This window comes from Acidimicrobiales bacterium (assembly GCA_035531755.1).
Classification (GTDB): domain Bacteria; phylum Actinomycetota; class Acidimicrobiia; order Acidimicrobiales; family UBA8190; genus DATKSK01.
Genome location: DATKSK010000003.1, coordinates 38858 through 59878 on the forward strand (window position 1 = coordinate 38858; position 21021 = coordinate 59878).

Genomic DNA, 21021 nt, shown 5'->3' on the forward strand with positions numbered 1-21021 from the left:
CGCGGCTCCCACCCGCGGTGCCCGTCCGCCACGAGGGCGGCGACGCCGGGCGCGTCGCGCGCGACGAGATGGTCGCCTGGCTCGACGACCACACGGACTACGAGCGGTCCATGCCGACGCGCGTGGGCGCCCCCACGCTCGATCGCATCCGGGCCCTGTGCCGGCTGCTGGGCGATCCCGAGCGGGCCTGTCCGGTGGTGCACCTGACGGGCACCAACGGCAAGGGGTCGACCGCCAAGATCCTGAGCGAGCTGCTCATGGCCAACGGGCTCACGGTGGGGACCTACTCGAGCCCCAATCTCGCCCGGGTGAACGAGCGCATCGCCCGCGACGGTGAGCCCATCGGCGACGACGACCTCGTCGAAGTGCTGGAGGCGCTGCGGCTGGTCGAGCCCCTGCTCACCGACCGCCTCACCCGGTTCGAGCTGCTGACAGCGGCGGCGTTCCGCTGGTTCGCCGACAGCCCCGTCGACGTGGCCGTGGTGGAGGTGGGCCTCGGCGGCCGCTGGGACGCCACCAACGTCGTCGAGCCCGATGTCGCCGTCGTCACCAACGTGAGCTACGACCACGTCGAGATCCTCGGCCCCACGCTGCTGGACATCGCCACCGAGAAGGCCGGGATCATCAAGCCCGGGTGCCGGCTCGTGCTCGGGGAGACCGAGCCCGGGCTGTTCGACGTCTTCCTCGGGGCGGCCGAGGCCAACGGCGTGGTCGAGACCTGGGTGCGCGGCCGGGACTTCGCCTGCGACGCCAGTCGGGTCGCCGTGGGGGGCCGGCTCCTGGACCTGCGGACGCCCGGGGCCTCGTACCCCGAGGTGTACCTGCCGCTGCACGGGGCGCACCAGGGTGACAACGCGGCGTGCGCCCTGGCGGCGGCCGAGGCGTTCTTCGCGGCCCCGCTGTCGCCCGACGTGGTCGAGCAGGCCTTCTCGGCGGTGCGGGTCCCCGGGCGCGTCGAGATCGTCGGGCGGTCCCCGCTCGTCGTCCTCGACGGGGCGCACAACGTGGCGGGCGCCCACGCGCTGGCCCGCGCCCTGGTCGACGACCTGGGCGCCGGCGGTCGGGCGGTGGTCGTGATCGGCATGCTCCAGGGGCGCGACCCGAGTGCGGTGCTCGAGGCGCTGGCCGCGGCGGGGCTCGACACCGTCGTGGCGTGCACGGCGCCGTCGCCGCGCGCGTTGCCGGCGACGGTGATCGCCGAGGCGGCCCGCGCCCTCGGCCTGCAGGCGGTGTCCACCGACACGGTGGCCGACGCGCTGGCCCTCGCCCGCGGGCGGGTGGCTGTTGACGGCACGCTCGTCGTCACCGGGTCGCTCTACGTGGTGGCGGACGCCCGTGCGCTGCTCGTCGGATCGACGCAGCAAGCCCCTCCCGGTAGCCTCTCCGGTCCATGAATCGCACGCTCGTGATCTGCAAGCCCGACGCCGTCGAACGGGGACTGGTGGGGGACATCGTGGGCCGCCTCGAGCGCAAGGGGCTGCGCCTGGTGGCCGCCGAGCTCCGGCGGATCGACGAGGACACCGCCGCCCGGCACTACCGGGAGCACGAAGGGAAGCCCTTCTACCGGGACCTGGTGGCCTTCATCACCCGGTCGCCGTCGATGGTGCTCGCCGTCGAGGGCCCCGAGGACACCTGGCGCACCGTGCGCACGCTCATGGGCCCCACGAACCCCGCCGAGGCCCCGCCGGGGACCATCCGCGGCGACCTGGGATCGCTGCTGACCGAGAACCTGGTGCACGGGTCGGACTCCGCCGAGTCCGCGGCGCGCGAGATCGGGATCTTCTTCCCGTCCCTGGTCTGACGGCCGCCACCCGGCGGCAACGCCCGCCGTGGCGTCCCGGGGGCCAGGGGTGGTGGACGGCGCCGTCGGCGCGTCCTCGCAGGCAGCAGGGACAACGCGGGCGGTGGCGTCCCGGGCGTCGCCTTGTGTGGTCGCGCATGGTCCCGTACCCTTGTGCCAACCCCCAGTACCGGCGGGAGGCCGCCCGGATCCGGCGACGGCCCCCGCTCCATCACGAGGATCGACGCCCATGAGGGACAACCGGTTCTTCCTGCTCGGCCGCGACATGGCGGTCGACCTCGGCACCGCCAACACGCTCGTCTACGTGCGAGGCCGCGGCATCATCCTCAACGAGCCCTCGGTCGTGGCGGTGAACGTCAAGGACGGTCGGCCCCTCGCCGTGGGCGCCGAGGCCAAGCGCATGATCGGCCGCACGCCCAGCCACATCCAGGCCATCCGCCCGCTGAAGGACGGCGTCATCGCCGACTTCGAGATCTGCGAGAAGATGCTCCGCTACTTCATCCAGCGCGTCCACCAGCGCCGCTTCGCCAAGCCGCGCATGGTGATCTGCGTGCCGTCGGGCATCACCGGCGTGGAGCAGCGCGCCGTCATGGAGGCGGCCGAGTACGCCGGCGCCCGCAAGGCCTACATCATCGAGGAGCCCATGGCCGCCGCCATCGGTGCGGGGCTCCCGGTGCACGAGCCGACGGGGAACATGGTCGTCGACATCGGCGGCGGGACCACCGAGGTGGCCGTCATCTCCCTGGGCGGCATCGTCACGAGCCAGTCGGTTCGCATCGGGGGCGACGAGCTCGACGAGGCGATCATCTCCTACATCAAGAAGGAGTACAGCCTCGCCCTCGGCGAGCGCACCGCCGAGGAGATCAAGATCGCGCTGGGGTCGGCCTTCGCCCTCGAGGAGGAGCTGCACGCCGAGATCAGGGGCCGCGACCTCGTGACCGGTCTGCCCAAGACCGTCGTGGTCTCCACCGAGGAGATCCGCAAGGCGATCGACGAGCCGGTGTCGGCCATCATCGACGCCGTGAAGGTCACCCTCGACAAGACCCCGCCCGAGCTGGCGGCCGACATCATGGAGCAGGGGATCGTGCTCACCGGGGGCGGCGCCCTGCTCCACGGCCTCGACGCCCGTCTGCAGGAGGAGACCGGCATGCCCATCGTGGTGGCCCGCGACCCCCTCAACTGCGTGGCCATCGGCAGCGGGCAGTGCCTGGAGGAATTCGAAGCCCTCAAGCAGGTCCTCATCACGTCCTCCGCCGGGTGATGGGGGCCCGCGCCCGGCGCGGCGCCGATTCGGCCGGCACGCGGGGCGGCGGGACCGCCCGGTGGCGCGCTGCGGAGGCCGGCCCGGCCGGCGGGGCCGTCAGCCCTGCCTGAGTAGGGTCCCGCATGCCGAGGAGGACACGGCGCACCCGGCGCGCCCGCCGCGGGATGACCATCGCCCTGCTGGTGGTGGCGTCGATCACCATCATCACCCTCGACTACCGGGGGCAGGCGCACGGCGTCATCTCGTGGGCCAAGCGCGGCGCCCATGACGCCTTCTCACCCGTCCAGCACGCCGTGGACGACGTGGTGCGGCCCGTGGGGAGCTTCCTGTCGGGGGCGGTGCACGCCGGGGACCTCGAGAACCAGAACGCCAAGCTCCGTCGCCAGCTGGGTGCCCTGCAGCGCCAGGCGCTCTCCCGCCAGGCGCTCCAGAACGCGGTGCGCTCCCTCGACCGCCTCGACGCGCTGCCCTGGACCGGGGGGATCCCCACCGTCGTCGCCCAGGTGACGGCGCTGAGCCCGTCGGACTTCACCGCCACCGTGGAGCTCGACAAGGGGAGCAGGCAGGGGGTGGCGGTGGGGATGCCCGTGGTCGGCGGGGCCGGCCTCGTCGGCCAGGTCATCGAGGTGTGGTCCTCGGGGTGCACCGTGCGCCTCGTCACCGACGTCCGGTCGTCGGTCGGCGTGCGCTTCGGCCCCGGCGACGACCTCGCCCTGGTCCAGGGATCGGGCCTGGGCCGCGACCTGGCGGTGAACCTGGTCGCCCCGGGGGTGCCGCTGCACACGGGGGAGGTGCTCACCACGAGCGGGCTCCAGCACGCCCAGTTCCCGCCCGACATCCCCGTGGCGCGCGTCCGGTCGGTGTCGTCGACACCGTCGGCCACGCAGGAGACGGTGACGGCCCAGCCCCTCGCCGACCTCGACGTCCTCACCTACGTCGACGTCCTGCAGTGGCAGTCGGGATCATGACGAGCGCGGATGTCGCCCGGTCGACGCTGGTGGTGGCGGTGGTGCTCGTGGTGCAGCACACCCTGCTCGACTCGGTGCGCGCCGGCGGCGCCCACCCCGACATGATGCTCCTGCTGCCGGTGATGGCCGGCTACGCGGCGGGGCCCGACCGGGGGGCGGTCTTCGGCTTCGTCACCGGCCTCGTCGCCGACCTGTTCCTGCCCACCCCGTTCGGCCTGTCCGCGCTCATCGGCTGCCTGCTCGGGTTCGTCACCGGCCTGGCCACCCGGGGGCTCGTCCGCAGCTCGTGGTGGTTGCCGCCCGTCGTCGCCGTGGCCGCGACCGCCGCCGGCATGGGGGCCTACGCGATCCTGGGGGCCGTGCTCGGCGACCCCGCGATGCTCAGGGCGTACCTGGCGCCCGCCCTGGCGGTGGGAGCACCGTCGGCGGCGCTGCTGGCCATCCCCGTCCTGCGCATGGTGGCATGGGCCGTCCCGCCGCCGGGCCCGGCCCACGGCCACGGCGCCCAGATGGGCGGGGCGCTGCGATGAGGGTCCGCCGCCGCCGGTTCGCGCTGGCGCTGCGCTCGGCCGACACGCCGCGCCGCCCCCCGCGCCCCCCCCGCCCGCAGCGCGTGGGCGGGGGCCGGCTGCGCCACCCGCTGCGCGGCGCGCGCCTGTACCCCAAGCCGAAGGCCCCCCGCCCGGCGCGGTCGCACGAGCCCCGGGGGCCGCGCATGCGCCCGCGCCGCTCGGTCGTCGACCGCGTCATGTCGGTGAGCGAGCCGTCGGCGCCGCGCCCCGTGATCCGGCTGCGCGTGCTGGGCGTGGCCGCACTGGCGCTGTTCTCGCTCATGTTCATCCGCCTGTGGTACCTGCAGGTGCTCGACAAGTCGGCGTACACCCAGACGGTGGTGGCCAACCAGGTGCGGCCCGTCGAGGTGCCCGCGCCGCGGGGGCTCATCCTCGACCGCACCGACAACATCATGGTGAGCGACCAGGTGACGCGCGACATCACGCTGTCGCGGGTGGCGGCCCAGCAGCACCCCGAGGTGGTCGGCCAGCTCGCCGCGCTCCTCGGCATCCCCGTGGCCCAGATCCAGGCCGACCTGGCCAACGTCCAGTACAGCCTGTACAAGCCGGTGCCCATCCTGGAGAACGCGCCCCTCGCCGACGTCCTCTACATCGGGGAGCACGCCTCCGCCTTCCCCGGCGTGTCGACGGTCGCCGACACCAACCGGACCTACCCCATGGGCCAGACCGGGGTGCAGATGCTCGGCTACGTCGGCCAGATCTCGAGCTCGCAGCTGCAGGCGCACCAGTCCGACGGCTACCAGCTCGGCGACCTCTACGGCCAGAGCGGGCTCGAGGGCCAGTACCAGGCCGAGCTGCGGGGGCACCCCGGTGTCGACAGGGTCGAGGTCGACGCCCACGGCCAGGTCGTGGGGAGCCTCGGCGAGACGCCGCCGAAGTCGGGCGCCGACCTCGTGACCAACGTCGACGCCGGCCTCCAGCAGACGCTGCAGCAGGCACTCGACGCCGAGATCGCCACGTTCCACGGCGCCTCCAAGGGTGGCGCGGCGGTGGCCCTCGACCCCCAGACGGGCGCCGTGCTGGCGCTCGTGTCGTCGCCGACCTACGACCCCACGTGGTGGACCAACGGCATCTCCACCACGCACTACGACCAGCTGCGGTCGTCGGGCGCCCTCAACAACAACGCCATCGCCGGCCTGTACACGCCGGGGTCGACGTTCAAGCTCGCCACCGCCACGGCCGCCCTGCAGACGGGCCTGATCTCGCCGGGCACCGTGATCAACGACACCGGCTCGTACACCATCCCGGGGTGCCAGACCGGGGGGTCGGGCTGCGCCGTGTACCACGACAACGAGGGCGAGGTGGGGGGCCGCATCAACGTGTCCCAGGCCCTCACCGTGTCGAGCGACATCTTCTTCTACAACCTCGGCGTCAATTTCTGGGACGCGTACAAGGCGAACGGGCGCTACGGCCCGACGCCGATCCAGGACGCCGCCACCCAGCTCGGCTACGGGATCGTGACCGGCATCGACCTGCCCGGCGAGACCGACCTCGGGCGGGTGGACTCGCCGGCGGTGGTGGCCCGCGAGCACGCCCAGTACCCGAAGGCCTACCCCAACGGCGGGTGGTTCACGGGGAACAACCTCGAGCTCGCCTTCGGCCAGGGCGGCACCGTGATCACCCCGCTCCAGCAGGCGGTGGCGTTCGCCACCTTCGCCAACGGTGGGACCCGCTACGTGCCGCAGGTCGCCGCCGGGTTCGTCGACGCCCACGGCAGGGTGCTCCGGACCATCTCCCCCAAGGTCGCCGGGCACGTCGACTACTCGCCCGCCAACTACCAGGCCATGCTGTCGGGGTTCGAAGGCGTCGTCCAGAACCCCAAGGGCACCGCCGCCCCGGCGTTCGCCGGCTTCCCCCTGTCGACCTTCCCTCTGGCGGGCAAGACCGGCACCGCCACGACCAACGAGCAGCAGCCCAACTCGTGGTTCGTCGGGTGGGGGCCCCTGCCGCACCCCCGGTACCTCATCGCCGTCGTGGTCCAGGGCGGTGGGTACGGGTCCCTGGCCGCCGCCCCGGTGGCGCGCCAGGGCTTCGACTACCTCGTGGCCCACCCCGAGGCCCCGGCCAGCCTGGCGCCGCCGGCGCCGGCCACACCATCGGCCCCGGCCCCGCCCACCCCGGCCCAGCCGGGCTCGGCGGCCGGCGCCACCGGGGCGGGCGGCACCACCACGACGGTGGCCACCTCCACGACGGCGGGGGCCCTTCCCCCGCAGCGGCGCCGGGCCCCGCGGGGAGGGCTCTAGACTCGGCGGGCACATGACCTCCCTGTGGCCACGGATCGAGTCTCTCCTGGCCCAGGTCACGAAGCCCGCCCGCTACATCGGCGGCGAGCTCGGGGCGCTCCGTCCCGTCCATGCACCCGGGCGCGTGGCCTGGCTGCTGCTGTATCCCGACACGTACGAGATCGGGCTGCCCAACCAGGGCCTGCAGATCCTCTACGAGATCCTGAACGAGCGTGACGACGCCGTCGCGGAGCGCGCCTACGCCCCCTGGACCGACATGGAGGCCGCCATGCGGGCCGCCTCGGTCCCGCTGTTCTCGCTCGAGGGGAGCCTCCCGGCCTCGGCGTTCGACGTCCTGGCCTTCAACCTCTCGGCCGAGCTGACCTACACCAACGTGCTGAACCTGGTGGACCTGGCCGGCGTGCCCGTGCGCAGCGCCGACCGGGGCCCCACCGACCCCCTGGTGGTGGCGGGGGGCCACTGCGCCTTCAATCCCGAGCCCCTGGCCGACTTCGTCGACGCCTTCGTGCTGGGCGACGGCGAGGAGGCGGTGGGCGAGCTGACCGAGGTGATCGGGGCCTGGCAGGCCGCGGGGAGCAGGTCGCGCCCCGACCTGCTCGTGGCCCTGGCGGCGGTCCCGGGCGTCTACGTCCCCTCGTGCTACGAGCCGGTCTACGACGACGGGCGCCTGACCGGTGTCGTCCCGCGCCTCGCCGGCGTCCCGGCGCGCGTGGAGAAGCGGACGATCGCCGACCTCGGGCAGTGGCCCTACCCGAAGCAGCAGCTCGTGCCGCTGGTCGAGGTCGTCCACGACCGGCTCAACGTCGAGGTCTTCCGGGGCTGCACGCGGGGGTGCCGGTTCTGCCAGGCCGGCATGATCACCCGCCCGGTGCGCGAGCGCCCCGTGGAGCAGGTGGACCGGATGGTGCGCGAGGGGCTGGCCCGCACCGGGTACGACGAGGTGACGCTGACCTCGCTGTCGAGCGCCGACTTCTCCGGCATCGAAGGTGCGGTGTCCTCGGTGATCAACGACCCCGAGTGCTCGGGCCAGGTGTCGGTGAGCCTCCCGAGCCTGCGGGTGGACGCGTTCACCGTGGGCCTGGCGGCGGAGATCCAGAAGGTCAGGCGCACCGGGCTCACCTTCGCCCCCGAGGGCGGCACGTGGCGCATGCGCCAGGTGATCAACAAGCTCATCCGCGAGGAGGACCTCTACGCCGCCGTCGACGCCGCGTTCTCGCAGGGCTGGCAGCGCGTGAAGCTGTACTTCCTGATCGGCCTGCCGACCGAGACCGACGAGGACGTGCTCGGGATCGCCCGCCTGGCCCGGAACTGCGTGGAGATCGGCCGACGCCACCACCGCTCCGTCACCGTGACCGCCTCGGTCGGCGGATTCGTGCCGAAGCCGCACACCCCGTTCCAGTGGTTCGGGCAGAACACGATCGAGGAGCTCCGGCGCAAGGTGGGGCTGCTCAAGGACGAGGCCCGGGCCACGCGCGGGCTGACCCTGCGCTGGCACGACCCCGAGGCCACCGCGGCCGAGGGCATCGTGAGCCGGGGGGACCGCCGCATGGGCGCGGTGGTGGAGCACGTGTGGCGGGCCGGCGGCACCTTCCAGGAGTGGTCCGAGCACTTCGACCTCGGCCTGTGGCGCGACGCCCTGGACGCCGCGGGCCTGGACCTCGCCGATGCCGTGTACCGCCACCGGGAGCAGGACGAGGTCCTGCCCTGGGACCACCTGTCGGCCGGCCTGCACCGGGACTTCCTGTGGCAGGACTTCCAGGAGGCGCTGGCCGAGCACGGCCTGGAGGACTGCCGCTGGACCCCCTGTTACGACTGCGGGGCCTGCACCGGCCTCGGCGTCGAGCACATGGTCGCCTCCGCCGTCCCCCCGGCGGGCGGCAGCCAGGGGACGGGCCAGGACCTGGCGACCGGGGGTGCGGTGCCCGTGCGGTTCCTCGACAAGGCGCCGATCGTCGCCGCGGTGGGCGGGGCGCGATCGGCATGAAGGTGCGGGCGCGCTTCACCAAGGTCGGGCGGGTGCGCTGGACCAGCCATCGCGACGTGGCGCGCATGTGGGAGCGCGCCCTGCGCCGGGGCCGCGTTCCGGTGGCCTACACCGCGGGGTTCTCGCCGCGCCCCCAGCTGAGCTTCGGCCTCGCCCTGCCCACCGGCTGCGAATCGGTGGCCGAGTACCTCGACATCTCGCTGGCCACGCCCGTCGACCCGGTCGACCTCGGCGCACTCGTCGGGCCACTGTTGCCCGACGGCGTCGACGTCGTCGCCGCGGGTGTCCTCGAGCACGGCGCCCCGTCGCTCCAGGAAATGGTGTCCTCGTGTACCTGGGAGATCGAGGTGCCGGGTGATCCCGACGACCTCGGTGCGGCCATCGAGCGCGTGCTCGGGGCCGCCTCCCTCCCCATCCGGCGCGAGCGAAAGGGGCGTGCCGTGGTCGACGACCTGCGCCCCTCGGTGCTGGCGCTGTCGTCAGCCGGCGCCGGTGCGACCGGGGCCCTGCTCCTCGCGGAGCTGGGCACCAGGCCACGCGGCGTCCGTCCCGCCGAGCTCGCCCAGGCGATGGGCATCGAGCTCGGCCTTGCCCGCAGAACCCGTCAACTGATCGAGCGCGACGGCTCCCGCGGGGAGCCCCTCGTGGCGGACCACACCGGTGCCGCCTTCACCTGGGAGCGCGCCTCGTGAGCAGTACGAGAAGGGATCATCCCCATGTCCGATACGAGCGCCGGGCCGCCGGCGGCCGAGCCGACCGGCTCGCCGTCCGTGCCCGCATCCACCGACCCCGCGTCGAGCGACGCTGCGCCGCACGAGCCCCAGTCCAACGGCTCGGCATCGACCGGCTCGCCCACCGGCGACGCGCCCACCGGCGACGCGCCCTCGAGCGACTCGCCGTCACCACCGTCCTCCACCGGCGCATCCCGTAACCGCCGCCGGCGCAAGCCGGCCGGTGCCGCCGAGGACGCGGGCGGCAAGGCCGGGGCCGACGAGGACGCGGGCGGCGAGGCCGGGGCCGACGAGGACGCGGGCGGCGAGGCCGGGGCGGCGCCTGCCGACGTCGCCGCCGTCGGCGCCGTCGCGGGCGCGACCGCCACGATCGCCGAGGTCGTCCCCACCGCGGCGCCGTCGCCCCGGCTCGGCGACACGCGGCCGCCCCCGGCGCGCCCGAGGATCGGCGACACCCGTCCCGCCCGCGTCCCCGCCACCCCCGCACCGGCGGCCGCGGTGGCGCCTGCGAGCCCGGCGACCCGCGCGCCGCGCGGCGCCAAACGCCCGGCGCCGGCGTCGTCGGTGGTGGCGGCGCCGGCCCCGGGCGGTGGGGACGCCGACGACGACACCGGCGAGGGGTCGCCCGCCGGGGGCCGGTCGCGCCGCAAGAGCGGCCGGGAGCGCCGGGGCCGCCCGGTGGGCCGGTACCTGATGTGCGTGCACGTGCGGCCCCATGCCACCCAGATCGCCGTGCTGGAAGGGCGCACGCTGGTCGAGCACTACGTGTCGCGGATCTCCGACGACGCCACGCAGATCGACGGCAACATCTACCGGGGCCGTGTCCAGAACGTGCTGCCGGGCATGGAGGCGGCCTTCATCGACATCGGCACGCCCAAGAACGCCGTGCTCTACCGGGGTGACGTCCGCTACGACCGCGACGACATCGAGACGGCTCAGAAATCCTCCCCGCGCATCGAGGAGATGCTCCGGCCCGGCCAGGTGATCCTGTGCCAGGTCACCAAGAACCCCATCGGCGCCAAGGGGGCCCGGCTCACCCAGGAGGTGTCGCTGCCGGGGCGCTTCGTCGTCATGGTGCCCAACTCCACGGCGTTCGGCATCTCCAAGCGCCTCGACGACAACGAGCGCAAGCGCCTGCGCCGCATCGTGGACGAGGTCCGGCCGCCCGGCCACGGCCTCATCGTGCGCACGGCGGCCGAAGGGGCCAGCCAGGAGGAGCTGCGCCACGACGTCGACCGGCTGGTGTCGCAGTGGGCCGTTATCGAGGCCGAGGCGGGCCGGTCGAGCGCGCCGGGCCTGCTGTATCGCGAGCCCGACTTGGCGGTGCGTATCGTGCGCGAGGAATTCAACCGCGAGTACCGCGGTGTCGTCATCGACGACGAGGAGCTGTTCGCCCAGGTCCGCGACTACATCGGGCAGGTGAACCCCGAGCTCGCCGACCGGGTCGAGTACTACGACCCCCAGGCCGAGAACCTCCCGGTGTTCGAGCGGTTCCACGTCCACGAACAGCTGCACAAGGCGCTCGACCGCAAGGTGTGGCTGACGTCGGGCGGCTCGATCATCATCGAGCGCACCGAGGCCCTCACCGTCATCGACGTCAACACCGGCAAGAACGTGGGGACCTCGAACCTCGAGGAGACCGTCTACCGCAACAACCTCGAGGCCGCCGAGGAGATCGCCCGCCAGCTGCGCCTGCGGGACATCGGGGGGATCATCGTCATCGACTTCATCGACATGGAGATCCGGGAGAACCGGGACCGGGTGGCCGCCGCCCTGCGCTCGGCGCTGGCACGCGACAAGACCCGGACCCAGGTGTTCGACATCTCCGAACTGGGTCTCGTGGAGATGACCCGCAAGCGGGTCTCGGAGGGCCTGGTGGAGTCGCTCTCGAGCACCTGCACGATCTGCGGGGGCCGCGGGATCGTGCTCGACGACACGCTGCTGTAAGCTTGTCGGGCTATGTACGCAGTGATCCAGAGCGGAGGCAAGCAGGAGCGCGTGGCCGAGGGCCAGCAGCTGCGCGTGGAGCTCCTGGGGGTGCCCGAGGGCAGCGAGGTCGAGCTGGCCCCGGTCCTGGTGGTCGACGAGGAGCGGGTGCTCGCCACCCCGGCCGAGCTGGCCGGGGCCGTCGTGGCCGCCCGGGTGGTGGGCCACGAGCTGGGCCCCAAGATCCGGGGCTTCACGTACCAGGCCAAGGCCCGCCGCCGGCGCCGGTGGGGGCACCGCCAGCAGTACGCCACGGTCGAGATCACGTCGATCACCGTCCCGACCGGCAGCTAGACCGCACCCAGGAGGAGATCCCCGTGTCGAAGACCAAAGGCGGCGGCTCCACCCGCAACGGCCGTGACTCGAAGTCCAAGCGCCTCGGCGTGAAGGCCTACGACGGCATGACCGTCCCGGCCGGGGCCATCATCCTGCGCCAGCGCGGGACGAAGTTCCACCCCGGCGAGAACGTCGGGCGGGGCGGTGACGACACCTTGTTCGCGACCGCCGGAGGTGTCGTGAGCTTCGGCAGCCGCAAGGGCCGTCGCCTCGTGAGCGTTCGCGCCGAGTCCTGAGCCCTCGCCGCCCGGCACGCCGGGCCGGCAGGACTGCGCCGTAGGATCGGAGCCGTGCCCGGGTTCGTCGACGAGGCGCAAGTCCACGTGAAGGCCGGGGACGGCGGAGCGGGCGCGGTGTCGTTCCGCCGTGAGGCGCACGTGTCGCGGGGCGGCCCCGACGGGGGCGACGGCGGTCACGGCGGTGACGTGTGGCTGGTGGCGTCGCCCAACCAGGCATCGCTCCTCGGCTTTCGCGACCACCCCCACCGGCGTGCCACCAACGGCCAGCACGGGCAGGGCAAGCGGCGCCACGGGGCCCGCGGGCCCGCCCTCGACGTCGCCGTGCCCGTCGGCACCATGGTGCGTGCCCGCGACGGCACCGTCCTCGCCGACCTGGCGGCGGCGGGGGACCGGTGGCTGGCCGCCGAGGGCGGCCGGGGCGGCCGGGGCAACGCCCGTTTCCTCTCCAACCGGCGCCGGGCGCCGGCCTTCGCCGAGCAGGGCGAGGCCGGGGAGGAGCGCTGGCTCGATCTCGAGCTGAAGCTGCTCGCCGACGTCGCGCTGGTCGGCATGCCCAACTCGGGCAAGAGCACGCTCATCTCGCGGATCTCGGCGGCGAAGCCGAAGATCGCCGACTACCCGTTCACCACGCTCGAGCCGCATCTCGGCGTGGTGAGGATGGGACGACAGGGCGACGAGACCGAGTTCGTGGTGGCCGACATCCCCGGCCTGATCGAAGGCGCCGCCGAGGGGCGGGGCCTCGGGCACCGGTTCCTTCGCCACACCGAGCGTGCCCGTGTGCTCGTGGTGCTGCTCGACCTGGCGGCCTCCGACGGGCGCGCCCCGGAGGACCAGGAGCGCATCCTGCTCGAGGAGCTGGGCCGCTTCCGCCCGGAGCTGCTCGACCGGCCCCGCGTGGTCGTCGGCTCGAGGGCCGACGCCGCCCCCGGTGCCGTCGGCGGGCCGGCTCTCCGGGTCTCGGGGGTGACCGGCGCCGGGGTCCCGGAGCTGCTCGCCCTGCTCGCCGCCGCCGTCACCGACGCCCGGGGGGCGGCGGCGGCACCCGACGGGTCCATCGTGATCCACCGGCCTGTCGCCGAGGGTGTCGAGGTCAGCCGCGCCGACGACGGGTCCTTCGTCGTGCAGGGCCGCGCCGCGCTGCGCGCCGTCGCCCTGTCGGATCTGACCGACGACGGCGCCGTCGACTACGTCCAGCACCGCCTGCGCCGGCTCGGAGTGGAGCGCGCCCTCGTGCGCGCCGGCGTGCGCGAGGGGGACGTCGTCCATCTCGGCGCCCTCAGCTTCACGTACCAACGCGACGAAGGCGTCGACGCCGCCGTGGCCAAGCCCCCGCCCGCGCCCATCCGCCGATCCCGGCGACGCGACGGCGGAGACGAGCAGTGAGCCGGCCCTCCGCGCCGGGCGTCGACCCGATCGGCGCAGCAGGCGCGGCCGACCCGATCGGCGCAGCAGGCGCGGCCGACGCGATCGGCGCAGCAGGCGTGGCCGGCATCGTCACCCGCACCGTGGTGGCCAAGATCGGGTCGTCGTCGTTGACCGACGCCGGCGGGGGCGTGGACACCGCCGCCGTCGACGCTCTGTGCGCAGAGGTGGCGGCGCTGCACGCGCTCGGCCACAGCGTCGTCCTCGTCAGCTCGGGTGCCATCGCGGCGGGCTGGTCCGCCATGGGCGGCGGGCCGCGGCCGAGCGACCCGGCCACCCTGCAGGCCGTGTCGGCGGTGGGCCAGCCCCGGCTCATGCGCGTCTACGACGACGCCCTGGGCCGGCACGGCCTGGCGGTGGGGCAGGTACTGCTGGCGCCGCTCGACTTCATCCACCGCCAGCAGTACCTCCACGCCCGCCGGACGCTGGCGCGCCTTCTCGAGCTGGGCGTGGTCCCCGTCGTCAACGAGAACGACGCCACCTCCGACGACGAGATCCGCTTCGGCGACAACGACCGCCTGGCCGCCCTCGTCGCCCACCTGGTCGCCGCCGACCTCCTGGTGCTGCTCACCGACACCGCCGGCCTGCTCACCGCCGACCCCCGTACCACCGCCGAGGCATCGCTCATCGAGGAGGTCGTGGAAGTCGACAAGGAGCTCGAGGCGCTGGCCGGTGGACCGGGCACCGAGGTCGGCAGTGGGGGGATGGCGTCGAAGCTGGCGGCCGCCAAGATCGCCGCGTGGTCGGGCGTCGAGACGGTGATCGCCGACGCCGCCCGCCCCGGCGTGCTGCGCGGCGCCGTGCTCGGGGAACCCGGCGTGGGCACCGTGTTCCGCCCGCGCGGGCGCCGGCTGCCGGCGCGCAAGCTCTGGATCGCCTTCGCGGTGGCGGCGGCGGGCAGCCTCGTGGTCGACGAGGGCGCCCGGCTCGCCCTCGTCGAGCGGGAGGCGTCGCTCCTTCCGGCGGGGGTGGTCTCGGTGTCGGGCCGGTTCGACGCCGACGACGCCGTGGAGATCGCCGGGCCCGACGGCGTGGTCTTCGCCAAGGGGCTCGCCCGGCACTCCGCCGAGCGCATCGCGTCGTGGGCCGGCCGGCGCACGACGGAGCTCCCCGAGGCGCTGCCCCACGAGGTCGTGCACCGGGACGACCTCGTGGTGCTGGTCTGACGGTCGCGCCCGTCCCTCCCCACTGCCGCCCGTCCGGGACACGGGCCGGGTGGTCGGGGCGGCCCCGAGCGGCCGGGACGGTCGCGGGGCGGGGGTAGCCTGGGGCATGGCCCGAGCGCACCTCGTCGACCTCGGGCGCCGCGCCAAGGCGGCGTCGCGTGCGCTCGCCGTGGCCGGCACCGCCGCCAAGGACGGGGCCCTGGGCGTGGCGGCCGACCTGGTGGAGGGGCGCGCCCGCGAGATCCTCGGCCACAACGCCGCCGACCTGGACAGCGCCGGGGCGGAGGGGGCCAGCGAGGTCCAGCTCGACCGGTTGCGCCTCACGGGCGACCGGGTGCTGGCCATGGCGGCCAGCCTGCGCGACATCGCCGCGCTGCGCGATCCCGTGGGTGAGGTCGTCGAGGGATGGCGGCGGCCCAACGGCCTGCTCATCGAACGTGTCCGCGTCCCGCTCGGGGTGGTGGGTATCATCTACGAGAACCGGCCCAACGTCACGAGTGACGCCGCGGGGCTGTGCCTGAAGGCGGGCAACGCCACCATGCTGCGGGGCTCGTCGAGCGCCCTGCGCTCCAACACCGCCATCGTCGGCTGTCTGCGCGACGCGCTCGCCAAGGTAGGACTCCCGGAGGACGCCGTGGTGCTCGTGTCCGACACGAGCCGTGACGCCGCGGTGGAGTTCATGCAGCTCGAGGGCATGATCGACTGTCTGGTGCCGCGCGGCGGCCACTCGCTGGTGGCGTCGATCCGCGAGCACGCCACCGTGCCCTACGTCATCGACGGGGACGGCAACTGCCACGTGTACGTCGACGGCGCCGCCGATCTCGACATGGCCCTCTCCATCGTCGTGAACGCCAAGACGCAGCGGCCCGGGGTGTGCAACGCCGCGGAGTCCCTCCTCGTGCACGAGGACGTGGCTGCCGAGTTCCTGCCGCGCGCCGCCGAGGCGCTCGCCGGCGTGGAGCTGCGCGGCGACGAGCGCAGCCGGGCCGTCGTCGCGGCGATGGGGCCGGCGACCGAGGAGGACTTCGCCACCGAGTTCCTGGGCCCGGTGCTGTCGGTGGCGGTGGTGCGCGACCTCGGCGCCGCCATCGACCACATCGCCCGGTACGGCTCGGGGCACTCGGAGGCCATCGTGACCACGGACCTGCGTGCCGCCGAGCGGTTCTGCCGCGAGGTCGACGCCGCCGCCGTGGTGGTGAACGCCTCGACCCGGTTCGTCGACGGGGGGGAGTTCGGGTTGGGATCGGAGATCGGGATCTCGACGCAGAAGCTCCACGCCCGCGGGCCGATGGGACTACGCGAGCTGACCTGTGTGAAGTACCTGGTGATCGGGGACGGGCAGGTGCGGTCATGAGCGTGGCGGGCGAGGCCGGAGCGGCGACCGAGGAGAACGTCACGGGGGTCCCCGGCCCCCTCGGGTTCCCGGACCCCGGCCCGCCCCTGTTCTCCTCGGTGACCGAGGTGCGCGAGCGCCTGGCGGAGGTCGGCTACCTCGCCGACGACGGCATCGCGGGCGTGGTCCACCTGGCCGACCGTCTGGCCAAGCCCGTGCTGGTGGAGGGGCCGGCGGGCACCGGCAAGACCGAGCTCGCCAAGTCCGTCGCCCGGGTGACGGGGAGCCGGCTCATCCGCCTGCAGTGCTACGAGGGCCTCGACGAGTCCAAGGCGCTCTACGAGTGGAACTACAAGAAGCAGCTGCTGCGTATCCAGGCGCAGCGCGTCGTCGACGATACCGGGTCGGCCCCCGGAGCAGGCACCGCACCGGCCGCGGCGGGCGCGTGGCGCGACCTCGAGGACGACATCTTCTCCGAGGAGTTCCTCCTCACCCGACCGTTGCTCGAGGCCATCCGCTCCCACGAGCGCGTGGTCCTTCTGATCGACGAGGTCGACCGCGTCGAGCTCGAGACCGAGGCGCTGCTGCTCGAGGTGCTGTCGGAGTACCAGGTCTCGATCCCCGAGCTCGGGACGGTGCGCGCCGAGCAGATCCCGCTCGTGTTCCTGACGTCGAACAACACCCGCGAGCTGTCGGAGGCGCTCAAACGCCGTTGTCTGTACCTGCACCTCGACTACCCGTCGCTCGAGCGCGAGCGCGACATCGTCCTGGCCCGCGTCCCGGGCGTCACCGAGGAGCTCGCGGACCAGGTGGCGAGGATCGTCCGGTCGCTGCGCACGCTCGAGCTCAAGAAGTACCCGTCGGTCTCCGAGACCCTCGACTGGGCACGCACGCTGGTCGTGCTGGGCGTCGAGTCGATCGACGCCCAGCAGGCGACCGCCACGCTGCACGTCCTGCTCAAGTACAGAAGCGACCTCGAGCGGGCGGCCAAGGAGCTCGCCGGCGCCGGGGAGAAGCGGGCCTGAGGGCCCCGCCGTGCTCGACGTCCTGACCGGCTTCGTCGGCGAGCTGCGGGCCGCGGGGCTCCCGGTCTCGCTCACCGAGTCCATCGACGCCGCCGAAGCGGTGCACCACATACCGCTCGAGGACCGTGAGGCGCTCAAGTACGCGCTGGCTGCCACCCTCGTGAAGTCCTCGGCGCACTGGAAGGCGTTCGAGACCGCCTTCGAGGTCTACTTCTCCATGCGGGGCCCGCAGTACGACATCGACGCCGACCACGGCGGCACCGGGGACCTCGACACCGACCCCGACACCGACGCCGACGCCGACGCCGGCCAGGGCCGTGGGCGCGGCCAGGGCGGTGGCGGGGGGGAGCCCGTCTCGGCGGAGGAGTTGGCCGAGATGCTCTTCCGCGCCCTTGCGTCGGCCAACGACTCCCAGGTCGCCGCGCTCGCCCGCCAGGCCGTCACCCGCTACGCCGGCATGGAGCCGGGACGCCCGGTCGGTGGCACCTACTACCTGTACCGCACGCTGCGGAACCTCGACCTCGATGGGATCCTGGAGCGCCTCATGGAGACGGCGCGCGCCGAGGCGCCCGACGGCCACCTGACGCCGCTCGAGGAGCGGTTGGCGCGCGACGAGTTCAAGGCGCGGCTCGACCGCCTCCGGCGCGAGCTCGAGGACGAGATCCGCCGCCGGCTGGTGGCCGACCGCGGCACGGAGGCGCTCGCCCGGTCCCTGCGCTCCCCGCTGCCCGAAGAGATCGATTTCATGCACGCCACGCGCGACGAGCTGGCGTCGTTGCGCCGCGCCATCCATCCGCTCACGCGGAAGCTGGCCGTGCGCCTCGCCCGCAAGCGCCGCCACGGCCGCAAGGGGCCGCTCGACTTCCGCTCAACAGTGCGGCATTCGCTCTCGACGGGCGGCGTCCCGGTGGACCCGAAGTTCCGCTACCCGCGCCCGGCCAAGCCCGACATCATGGTGATCGCCGACATCTCGGGCTCGGTGGCCGCCTTCGCCCGCTTCACGCTGCACCTCGTGCACGCCATCAGCTCGCAGTTCTCGAAGGTCCGCAGCTTCGTGTTCATCGACGGCATCGACGAGGTCACCAGGTTCTTCGAGGGTGTCGACGACGTGGCCGAGGCGGTGCACCGGATCAACACGGAGGCCGATGTCGTCTGGGTGGACGGGCACTCCGACTACGGCCATGCCCTATCGGTGTTCTGGGAGCGATGGGGTGAGGAGATCACGCCGCGCACGAGCGTGCTCCTGCTCGGCGACGCCCGCAACAACTACCACGCCTCCCAGGCCTGGGTCGTCCAGGAGATCCGGCACCGGGCCCGCCACGTCTTCTGGCTCAACCCCGAGCCCCGCGCCTACTGGGGGACGGGCGACTCGATCCTGGGCGAGTACGCGGTGCACTGCGACGACGTCTTCGAGTGCCGGAACCTGCGCCAGCTCGAGCACTTCGTCACGGAGCTGGCATGAGCGGGGAGGCCCCGCCCGGGGGCGGGGTGCCCCCCGGGCTGCGGACGGTGCGCGTGGCCCCCGAGGGACGCACCCGGGTGGTGCTCGTCCGCCACGGTGAGGCCGCCTGCAACGTGGCCGGCGTCATCGGCGGGCGCACGGGCTGCACCGGCCTGTCACCCGACGGCCGCCGCCAGGCGGCGGCGCTGCGCACCCGGCTCGTCGAGACCGGCGAGCTGTCCGGCGCCGGCGCCCTCTACGCCAGCGTGCTCGCCCGCGCCCTCGAGACGGCGGGCATCGCCGCTCCGGGCATCGGCGGCGGGGCGGCCCCCGTGGCCGACTGCGGGTTGTGCGAGCTGCACCCCGGCGAGGCCGACGGGCTCACGTGGGACGAGTACCGCGCCCGGTTCGGCGACGTCGACTTCGACGTCCGCCCCGACGCGGTGGTGGCGCCGGGCGGGGAGAGCTGGACGTCCTTCGTGGCGCGCGCCTCGGGGGCGGTGGCGCGCCTCGCCGACGCGCACAAAGGCGAGCTCGTCGTGGTGGTCTGTCATGCCGGGGTCATCGAGTCGACGCTGCTGGCGTTCCTGCCGGTGGCGCCGGACCGGGGGCGCCTCGGGCTGCCCACGGAGCACACGTCGATCACCGAGTGGGAGCGCGACGGGGAGGCGTGGCGCCTGGTGCGCTACAACGATGCCGCCCACCTCCACACGCGGGCGGGCTGAGCGTCACCCGCGGGCCCCGGGGGGCGCGGCACCGCCGGGGTCAGCAGGCGTAGTCGCCGTCGAGGCTCTGGCCGTTCGCCTGGTCGGTGTACTGCGTCACCCACACACCGCCGGTGGGGAGCAGGTCGCCGTGCTGGGTGGCGTAGGCGACCGCCGTGGCGCAGTTGCCGACGGGGTCGCCCGTGTACCAGGCGATCCACAGGGGCAGGGCCGGCTGGTAGGCGCCGGCGATGCCGTTCCAGGTGAGCGGGCTCGTGTAGATGCCCACGTTGTTGACGCCGAGGTCGCGCAGGGCGTTGAAGGCGCCTGCGATGACCTGGTCGTTCTCGGCGGTGCTCGCCGACCAGCTGGTGTTGGACGGCTCCACGTCGAGCCACCACGTGACGAGCGGGTTCACGCCCTGGGCCTGGGCGTACTGGAAGGCGTAGGTGCCGGCCTCGTAGCCCCAGTTGCAGGCGAGGTCGCCGTTGCACCCGGGCTGGTCGGCGGGGTCGGTGCCGAAGGTCAGGAAGATGTAGAGGTTGAGGCCGCCCCCCGCCCAGGCCGCCTCGTGGGCCAGGCAGGGGTTGGGAGCGCCGTTCGCCTGGCCCGTGGCCTCCACGATGCCGATGGTGTGCCCCGAGGGGAGGGCGTTGTCGCACGTCGGCGGGGCCCAGTTGTCCTGGAACTTCGAGATGTCGTAGCCGTAGGTCCCCGACGGGAACGCGCCGTTGGCCGCCGTGCCCGTCCCGGGGCCGTCGGCGATGGCCACCACGGGCCGGTCGATGTGCTGCGGTGCCGACCCGAAGTAGCCGGCGTCGCCGAAGGCGGTGACCGCGCCGTTGGTGTCGGTGAGCCAGTAGCCCCCGGCGTCGGCGGCGGCCATGCCGGTGAGGGGGCGGGACAGGGCGTGGCCGCCGAGGGAGCCGAAGTACCCGGCGTCGCCGAACGAGAAGACGCCGCCGTCGGACGCCAGCATCCAGTAGCCGCCGGCATCGGGTGCGGCCGCGCTCACCACGGGCTTGGCGAGCGCGATCCCGCCCATCGAGCCGAGGAACGGGGCGTCGCCGAAGGCGAAGACGCCGCCGTCCGCCGCGAACAACCAGTAGCCGCGGCCGTCAGGCGTGGGCGTCATGGCGACGACCGGTTGGTCGAGCCGCGTCCCGCCCATGGAGCCGAGGAAGGGGGCGTCGAAGGCGAAGACCCCGCCGTCCGACGCGACGGTCCAGTAGCCGCCGGTGGCGGGGTCCGCCACGATCCCCACCATCGGGCTGTGCAGCCGGACGCCGCCCATCGACCCGTGGAACTGGGCACTGCCGAAGGAGAAGACCCCGCCGTCCGACGCGACGGTCCAGTAGCCCTTGCCGTCGGCGCCCGCCGGGCTCTCGGTGGGGGTGATGCCCACCATGGGCGCATTGAGGGCGACGCCGCCCATCGACCCGTAGAAGGGCAGGCCCCCGAAGGCGAAGACCCCGCCGTCGCTGGCCACGGTCCAGTAGGCGGGCACGCCGCGGGCGGAGGCCGGCGCCGGGCCCGTCAGCGGTCGTGGGGCGGGGGAGGCCGGCGCCACGGCGATGCACAGCGCGAGCGCGCCGAGCGCGCCGAGGAAGCGTCCCGGGCGCGAGAAGAGGTGTCCGACGACTGCCATGATGAGGTGGTTGCTGCGGTCCTTGCTGGGCGGGGAGCGCCGTGTCCCTGGGGGGCGCGCCGGCGTCGAGGGCGCCGGCGGATACCCGTCATTCTCACGGAGTGCCCCCGGTAACGCAACGATCCCGGCGCCGACCCTCGCCCACCTGCACCGACGCG

Annotated in this window: 18 protein-coding genes; 17 read left to right on the forward strand and 1 reads right to left on the reverse strand. The window is 73.8% G+C overall.

What is annotated here, in order from left to right:
- Positions 1 to 17 precede the first annotated feature (17 nt).
- From VMV22_00610 to VMV22_00690, 17 genes are all read left to right on the forward strand, one after another.
- Positions 18 to 1394, forward strand: a complete 1377-nt coding sequence (locus VMV22_00610; GenBank protein ID HUY20817.1) for a folylpolyglutamate synthase/dihydrofolate synthase family protein — start codon at positions 18 to 20, stop codon at positions 1392 to 1394.
- Complete coding sequence (gene ndk, locus VMV22_00615; GenBank protein HUY20818.1) at positions 1391 to 1801, forward strand: nucleoside-diphosphate kinase; 411 nt, start codon at positions 1391 to 1393, stop codon at positions 1799 to 1801. Before VMV22_00610 ends, ndk begins: the two co-directional genes overlap by 4 nt.
- Before the next feature lie 229 nt (positions 1802 to 2030).
- Positions 2031 to 3062: a rod shape-determining protein gene (locus VMV22_00620; protein HUY20819.1), complete on the forward strand. Its 1032-nt coding sequence runs from the start codon at positions 2031 to 2033 to the stop codon at positions 3060 to 3062.
- A 125-nt stretch (positions 3063 to 3187) separates the two neighbouring features.
- Entirely contained in the window at positions 3188 to 4033 is an 846-nt protein-coding gene (gene mreC, locus VMV22_00625; GenBank protein HUY20820.1) for a rod shape-determining protein MreC, read from the forward strand.
- Positions 4030 to 4563, forward strand: a complete 534-nt coding sequence (gene mreD, locus VMV22_00630; GenBank protein HUY20821.1) for a rod shape-determining protein MreD — start codon at positions 4030 to 4032, stop codon at positions 4561 to 4563. Before mreC ends, mreD begins: the two co-directional genes overlap by 4 nt.
- The gene (gene mrdA, locus VMV22_00635) at positions 4560 to 6848 is read left to right on the forward strand and encodes a penicillin-binding protein 2 (protein HUY20822.1); all 2289 of its coding nucleotides are present in this window, start codon (positions 4560 to 4562) and stop codon (positions 6846 to 6848) included. The genes mreD and mrdA overlap by 4 nt, the downstream gene beginning before the upstream one ends.
- 13 nt (positions 6849 to 6861) lie before the next feature.
- Positions 6862 to 8832 carry a TIGR03960 family B12-binding radical SAM protein gene (locus VMV22_00640; protein ID HUY20823.1) on the forward strand — a complete coding sequence of 657 codons (1971 nt, stop codon included), beginning with the start codon at positions 6862 to 6864 and terminating at the stop codon, positions 8830 to 8832.
- Entirely contained in the window at positions 8829 to 9524 is a 696-nt protein-coding gene (locus VMV22_00645) for a TIGR03936 family radical SAM-associated protein (GenBank protein HUY20824.1), read from the forward strand. Before VMV22_00640 ends, VMV22_00645 begins: the two co-directional genes overlap by 4 nt.
- Before the next feature lie 24 nt (positions 9525 to 9548).
- Positions 9549 to 11510: an Rne/Rng family ribonuclease gene (locus VMV22_00650; protein HUY20825.1), complete on the forward strand. Its 1962-nt coding sequence runs from the start codon at positions 9549 to 9551 to the stop codon at positions 11508 to 11510.
- 12 nt (positions 11511 to 11522) lie between these two features.
- On the forward strand, positions 11523 to 11843 hold the full coding sequence (gene rplU / locus VMV22_00655; protein HUY20826.1) for a 50S ribosomal protein L21: 321 nt from the start codon (positions 11523 to 11525) through the stop codon (positions 11841 to 11843).
- A 23-nt stretch (positions 11844 to 11866) separates the two neighbouring features.
- The gene (gene rpmA, locus VMV22_00660) at positions 11867 to 12121 is read left to right on the forward strand and encodes a 50S ribosomal protein L27 (protein HUY20827.1); all 255 of its coding nucleotides are present in this window, start codon (positions 11867 to 11869) and stop codon (positions 12119 to 12121) included.
- Between the two features lie 54 nt (positions 12122 to 12175).
- The gene (obgE, locus tag VMV22_00665; protein ID HUY20828.1) at positions 12176 to 13507 is read left to right on the forward strand and encodes a GTPase ObgE; all 1332 of its coding nucleotides are present in this window, start codon (positions 12176 to 12178) and stop codon (positions 13505 to 13507) included.
- Positions 13504 to 14712: a glutamate 5-kinase gene (gene proB / locus VMV22_00670; GenBank protein ID HUY20829.1), complete on the forward strand. Its 1209-nt coding sequence runs from the start codon at positions 13504 to 13506 to the stop codon at positions 14710 to 14712. The genes obgE and proB overlap by 4 nt, the downstream gene beginning before the upstream one ends.
- 106 nt (positions 14713 to 14818) lie before the next feature.
- Positions 14819 to 16066, forward strand: coding sequence for a glutamate-5-semialdehyde dehydrogenase (locus tag VMV22_00675; protein HUY20830.1), 1248 nt, complete (start codon positions 14819 to 14821; stop codon positions 16064 to 16066).
- Positions 16063 to 17070 carry a MoxR family ATPase gene (locus VMV22_00680; protein ID HUY20831.1) on the forward strand — a complete coding sequence of 336 codons (1008 nt, stop codon included), beginning with the start codon at positions 16063 to 16065 and terminating at the stop codon, positions 17068 to 17070. The genes VMV22_00675 and VMV22_00680 overlap by 4 nt, the downstream gene beginning before the upstream one ends.
- 10 nt (positions 17071 to 17080) lie before the next feature.
- Entirely contained in the window at positions 17081 to 18532 is a 1452-nt protein-coding gene (locus tag VMV22_00685; GenBank protein ID HUY20832.1) for a VWA domain-containing protein, read from the forward strand.
- The gene (locus VMV22_00690) at positions 18529 to 19236 is read left to right on the forward strand and encodes a histidine phosphatase family protein (GenBank protein HUY20833.1); all 708 of its coding nucleotides are present in this window, start codon (positions 18529 to 18531) and stop codon (positions 19234 to 19236) included. The genes VMV22_00685 and VMV22_00690 overlap by 4 nt, the downstream gene beginning before the upstream one ends.
- Before the next feature lie 40 nt (positions 19237 to 19276).
- Here VMV22_00690 and VMV22_00695 read toward each other — a convergent pair whose 3' ends face one another.
- A complete protein-coding gene (locus VMV22_00695) occupies positions 19277 to 20863 on the reverse strand; it encodes a hypothetical protein (protein HUY20834.1) in 1587 nt (528 codons plus the stop codon).
- Positions 20864 to 21021: the final 158 nt, after the last annotated feature.

What these genes read in the sequence shown, in the direction of transcription:
- VMV22_00650 (HUY20825.1), top strand. Translation starts at nt 9,549, where the DNA reads ATGTCCGATACGAGCGCCGGGCCGCCGGCGGCCGAGCCGACCGGCTCG.
- mreD (HUY20821.1), top strand. Translation starts at nt 4,030, where the DNA reads ATGACGAGCGCGGATGTCGCCCGGTCGACGCTGGTGGTGGCGGTGGTG.
- VMV22_00690 (HUY20833.1), top strand. Translation starts at nt 18,529, where the DNA reads ATGAGCGGGGAGGCCCCGCCCGGGGGCGGGGTGCCCCCCGGGCTGCGG.
- VMV22_00645 (HUY20824.1), top strand. Translation starts at nt 8,829, where the DNA reads ATGAAGGTGCGGGCGCGCTTCACCAAGGTCGGGCGGGTGCGCTGGACC.
- VMV22_00640 (HUY20823.1), top strand. Translation starts at nt 6,862, where the DNA reads ATGACCTCCCTGTGGCCACGGATCGAGTCTCTCCTGGCCCAGGTCACG.
- VMV22_00680 (HUY20831.1), top strand. Translation starts at nt 16,063, where the DNA reads ATGAGCGTGGCGGGCGAGGCCGGAGCGGCGACCGAGGAGAACGTCACG.
- mrdA (HUY20822.1), top strand. Translation starts at nt 4,560, where the DNA reads ATGAGGGTCCGCCGCCGCCGGTTCGCGCTGGCGCTGCGCTCGGCCGAC.
- ndk (HUY20818.1), top strand. Translation starts at nt 1,391, where the DNA reads ATGAATCGCACGCTCGTGATCTGCAAGCCCGACGCCGTCGAACGGGGA.
- VMV22_00695 (HUY20834.1), bottom strand. Translation starts at nt 20,863, where the DNA reads ATGGCAGTCGTCGGACACCTCTTCTCGCGCCCGGGACGCTTCCTCGGC.
- VMV22_00620 (HUY20819.1), top strand. Translation starts at nt 2,031, where the DNA reads ATGAGGGACAACCGGTTCTTCCTGCTCGGCCGCGACATGGCGGTCGAC.
- rplU (HUY20826.1), top strand. Translation starts at nt 11,523, where the DNA reads ATGTACGCAGTGATCCAGAGCGGAGGCAAGCAGGAGCGCGTGGCCGAG.
- VMV22_00675 (HUY20830.1), top strand. Translation starts at nt 14,819, where the DNA reads ATGGCCCGAGCGCACCTCGTCGACCTCGGGCGCCGCGCCAAGGCGGCG.
- mreC (HUY20820.1), top strand. Translation starts at nt 3,188, where the DNA reads ATGCCGAGGAGGACACGGCGCACCCGGCGCGCCCGCCGCGGGATGACC.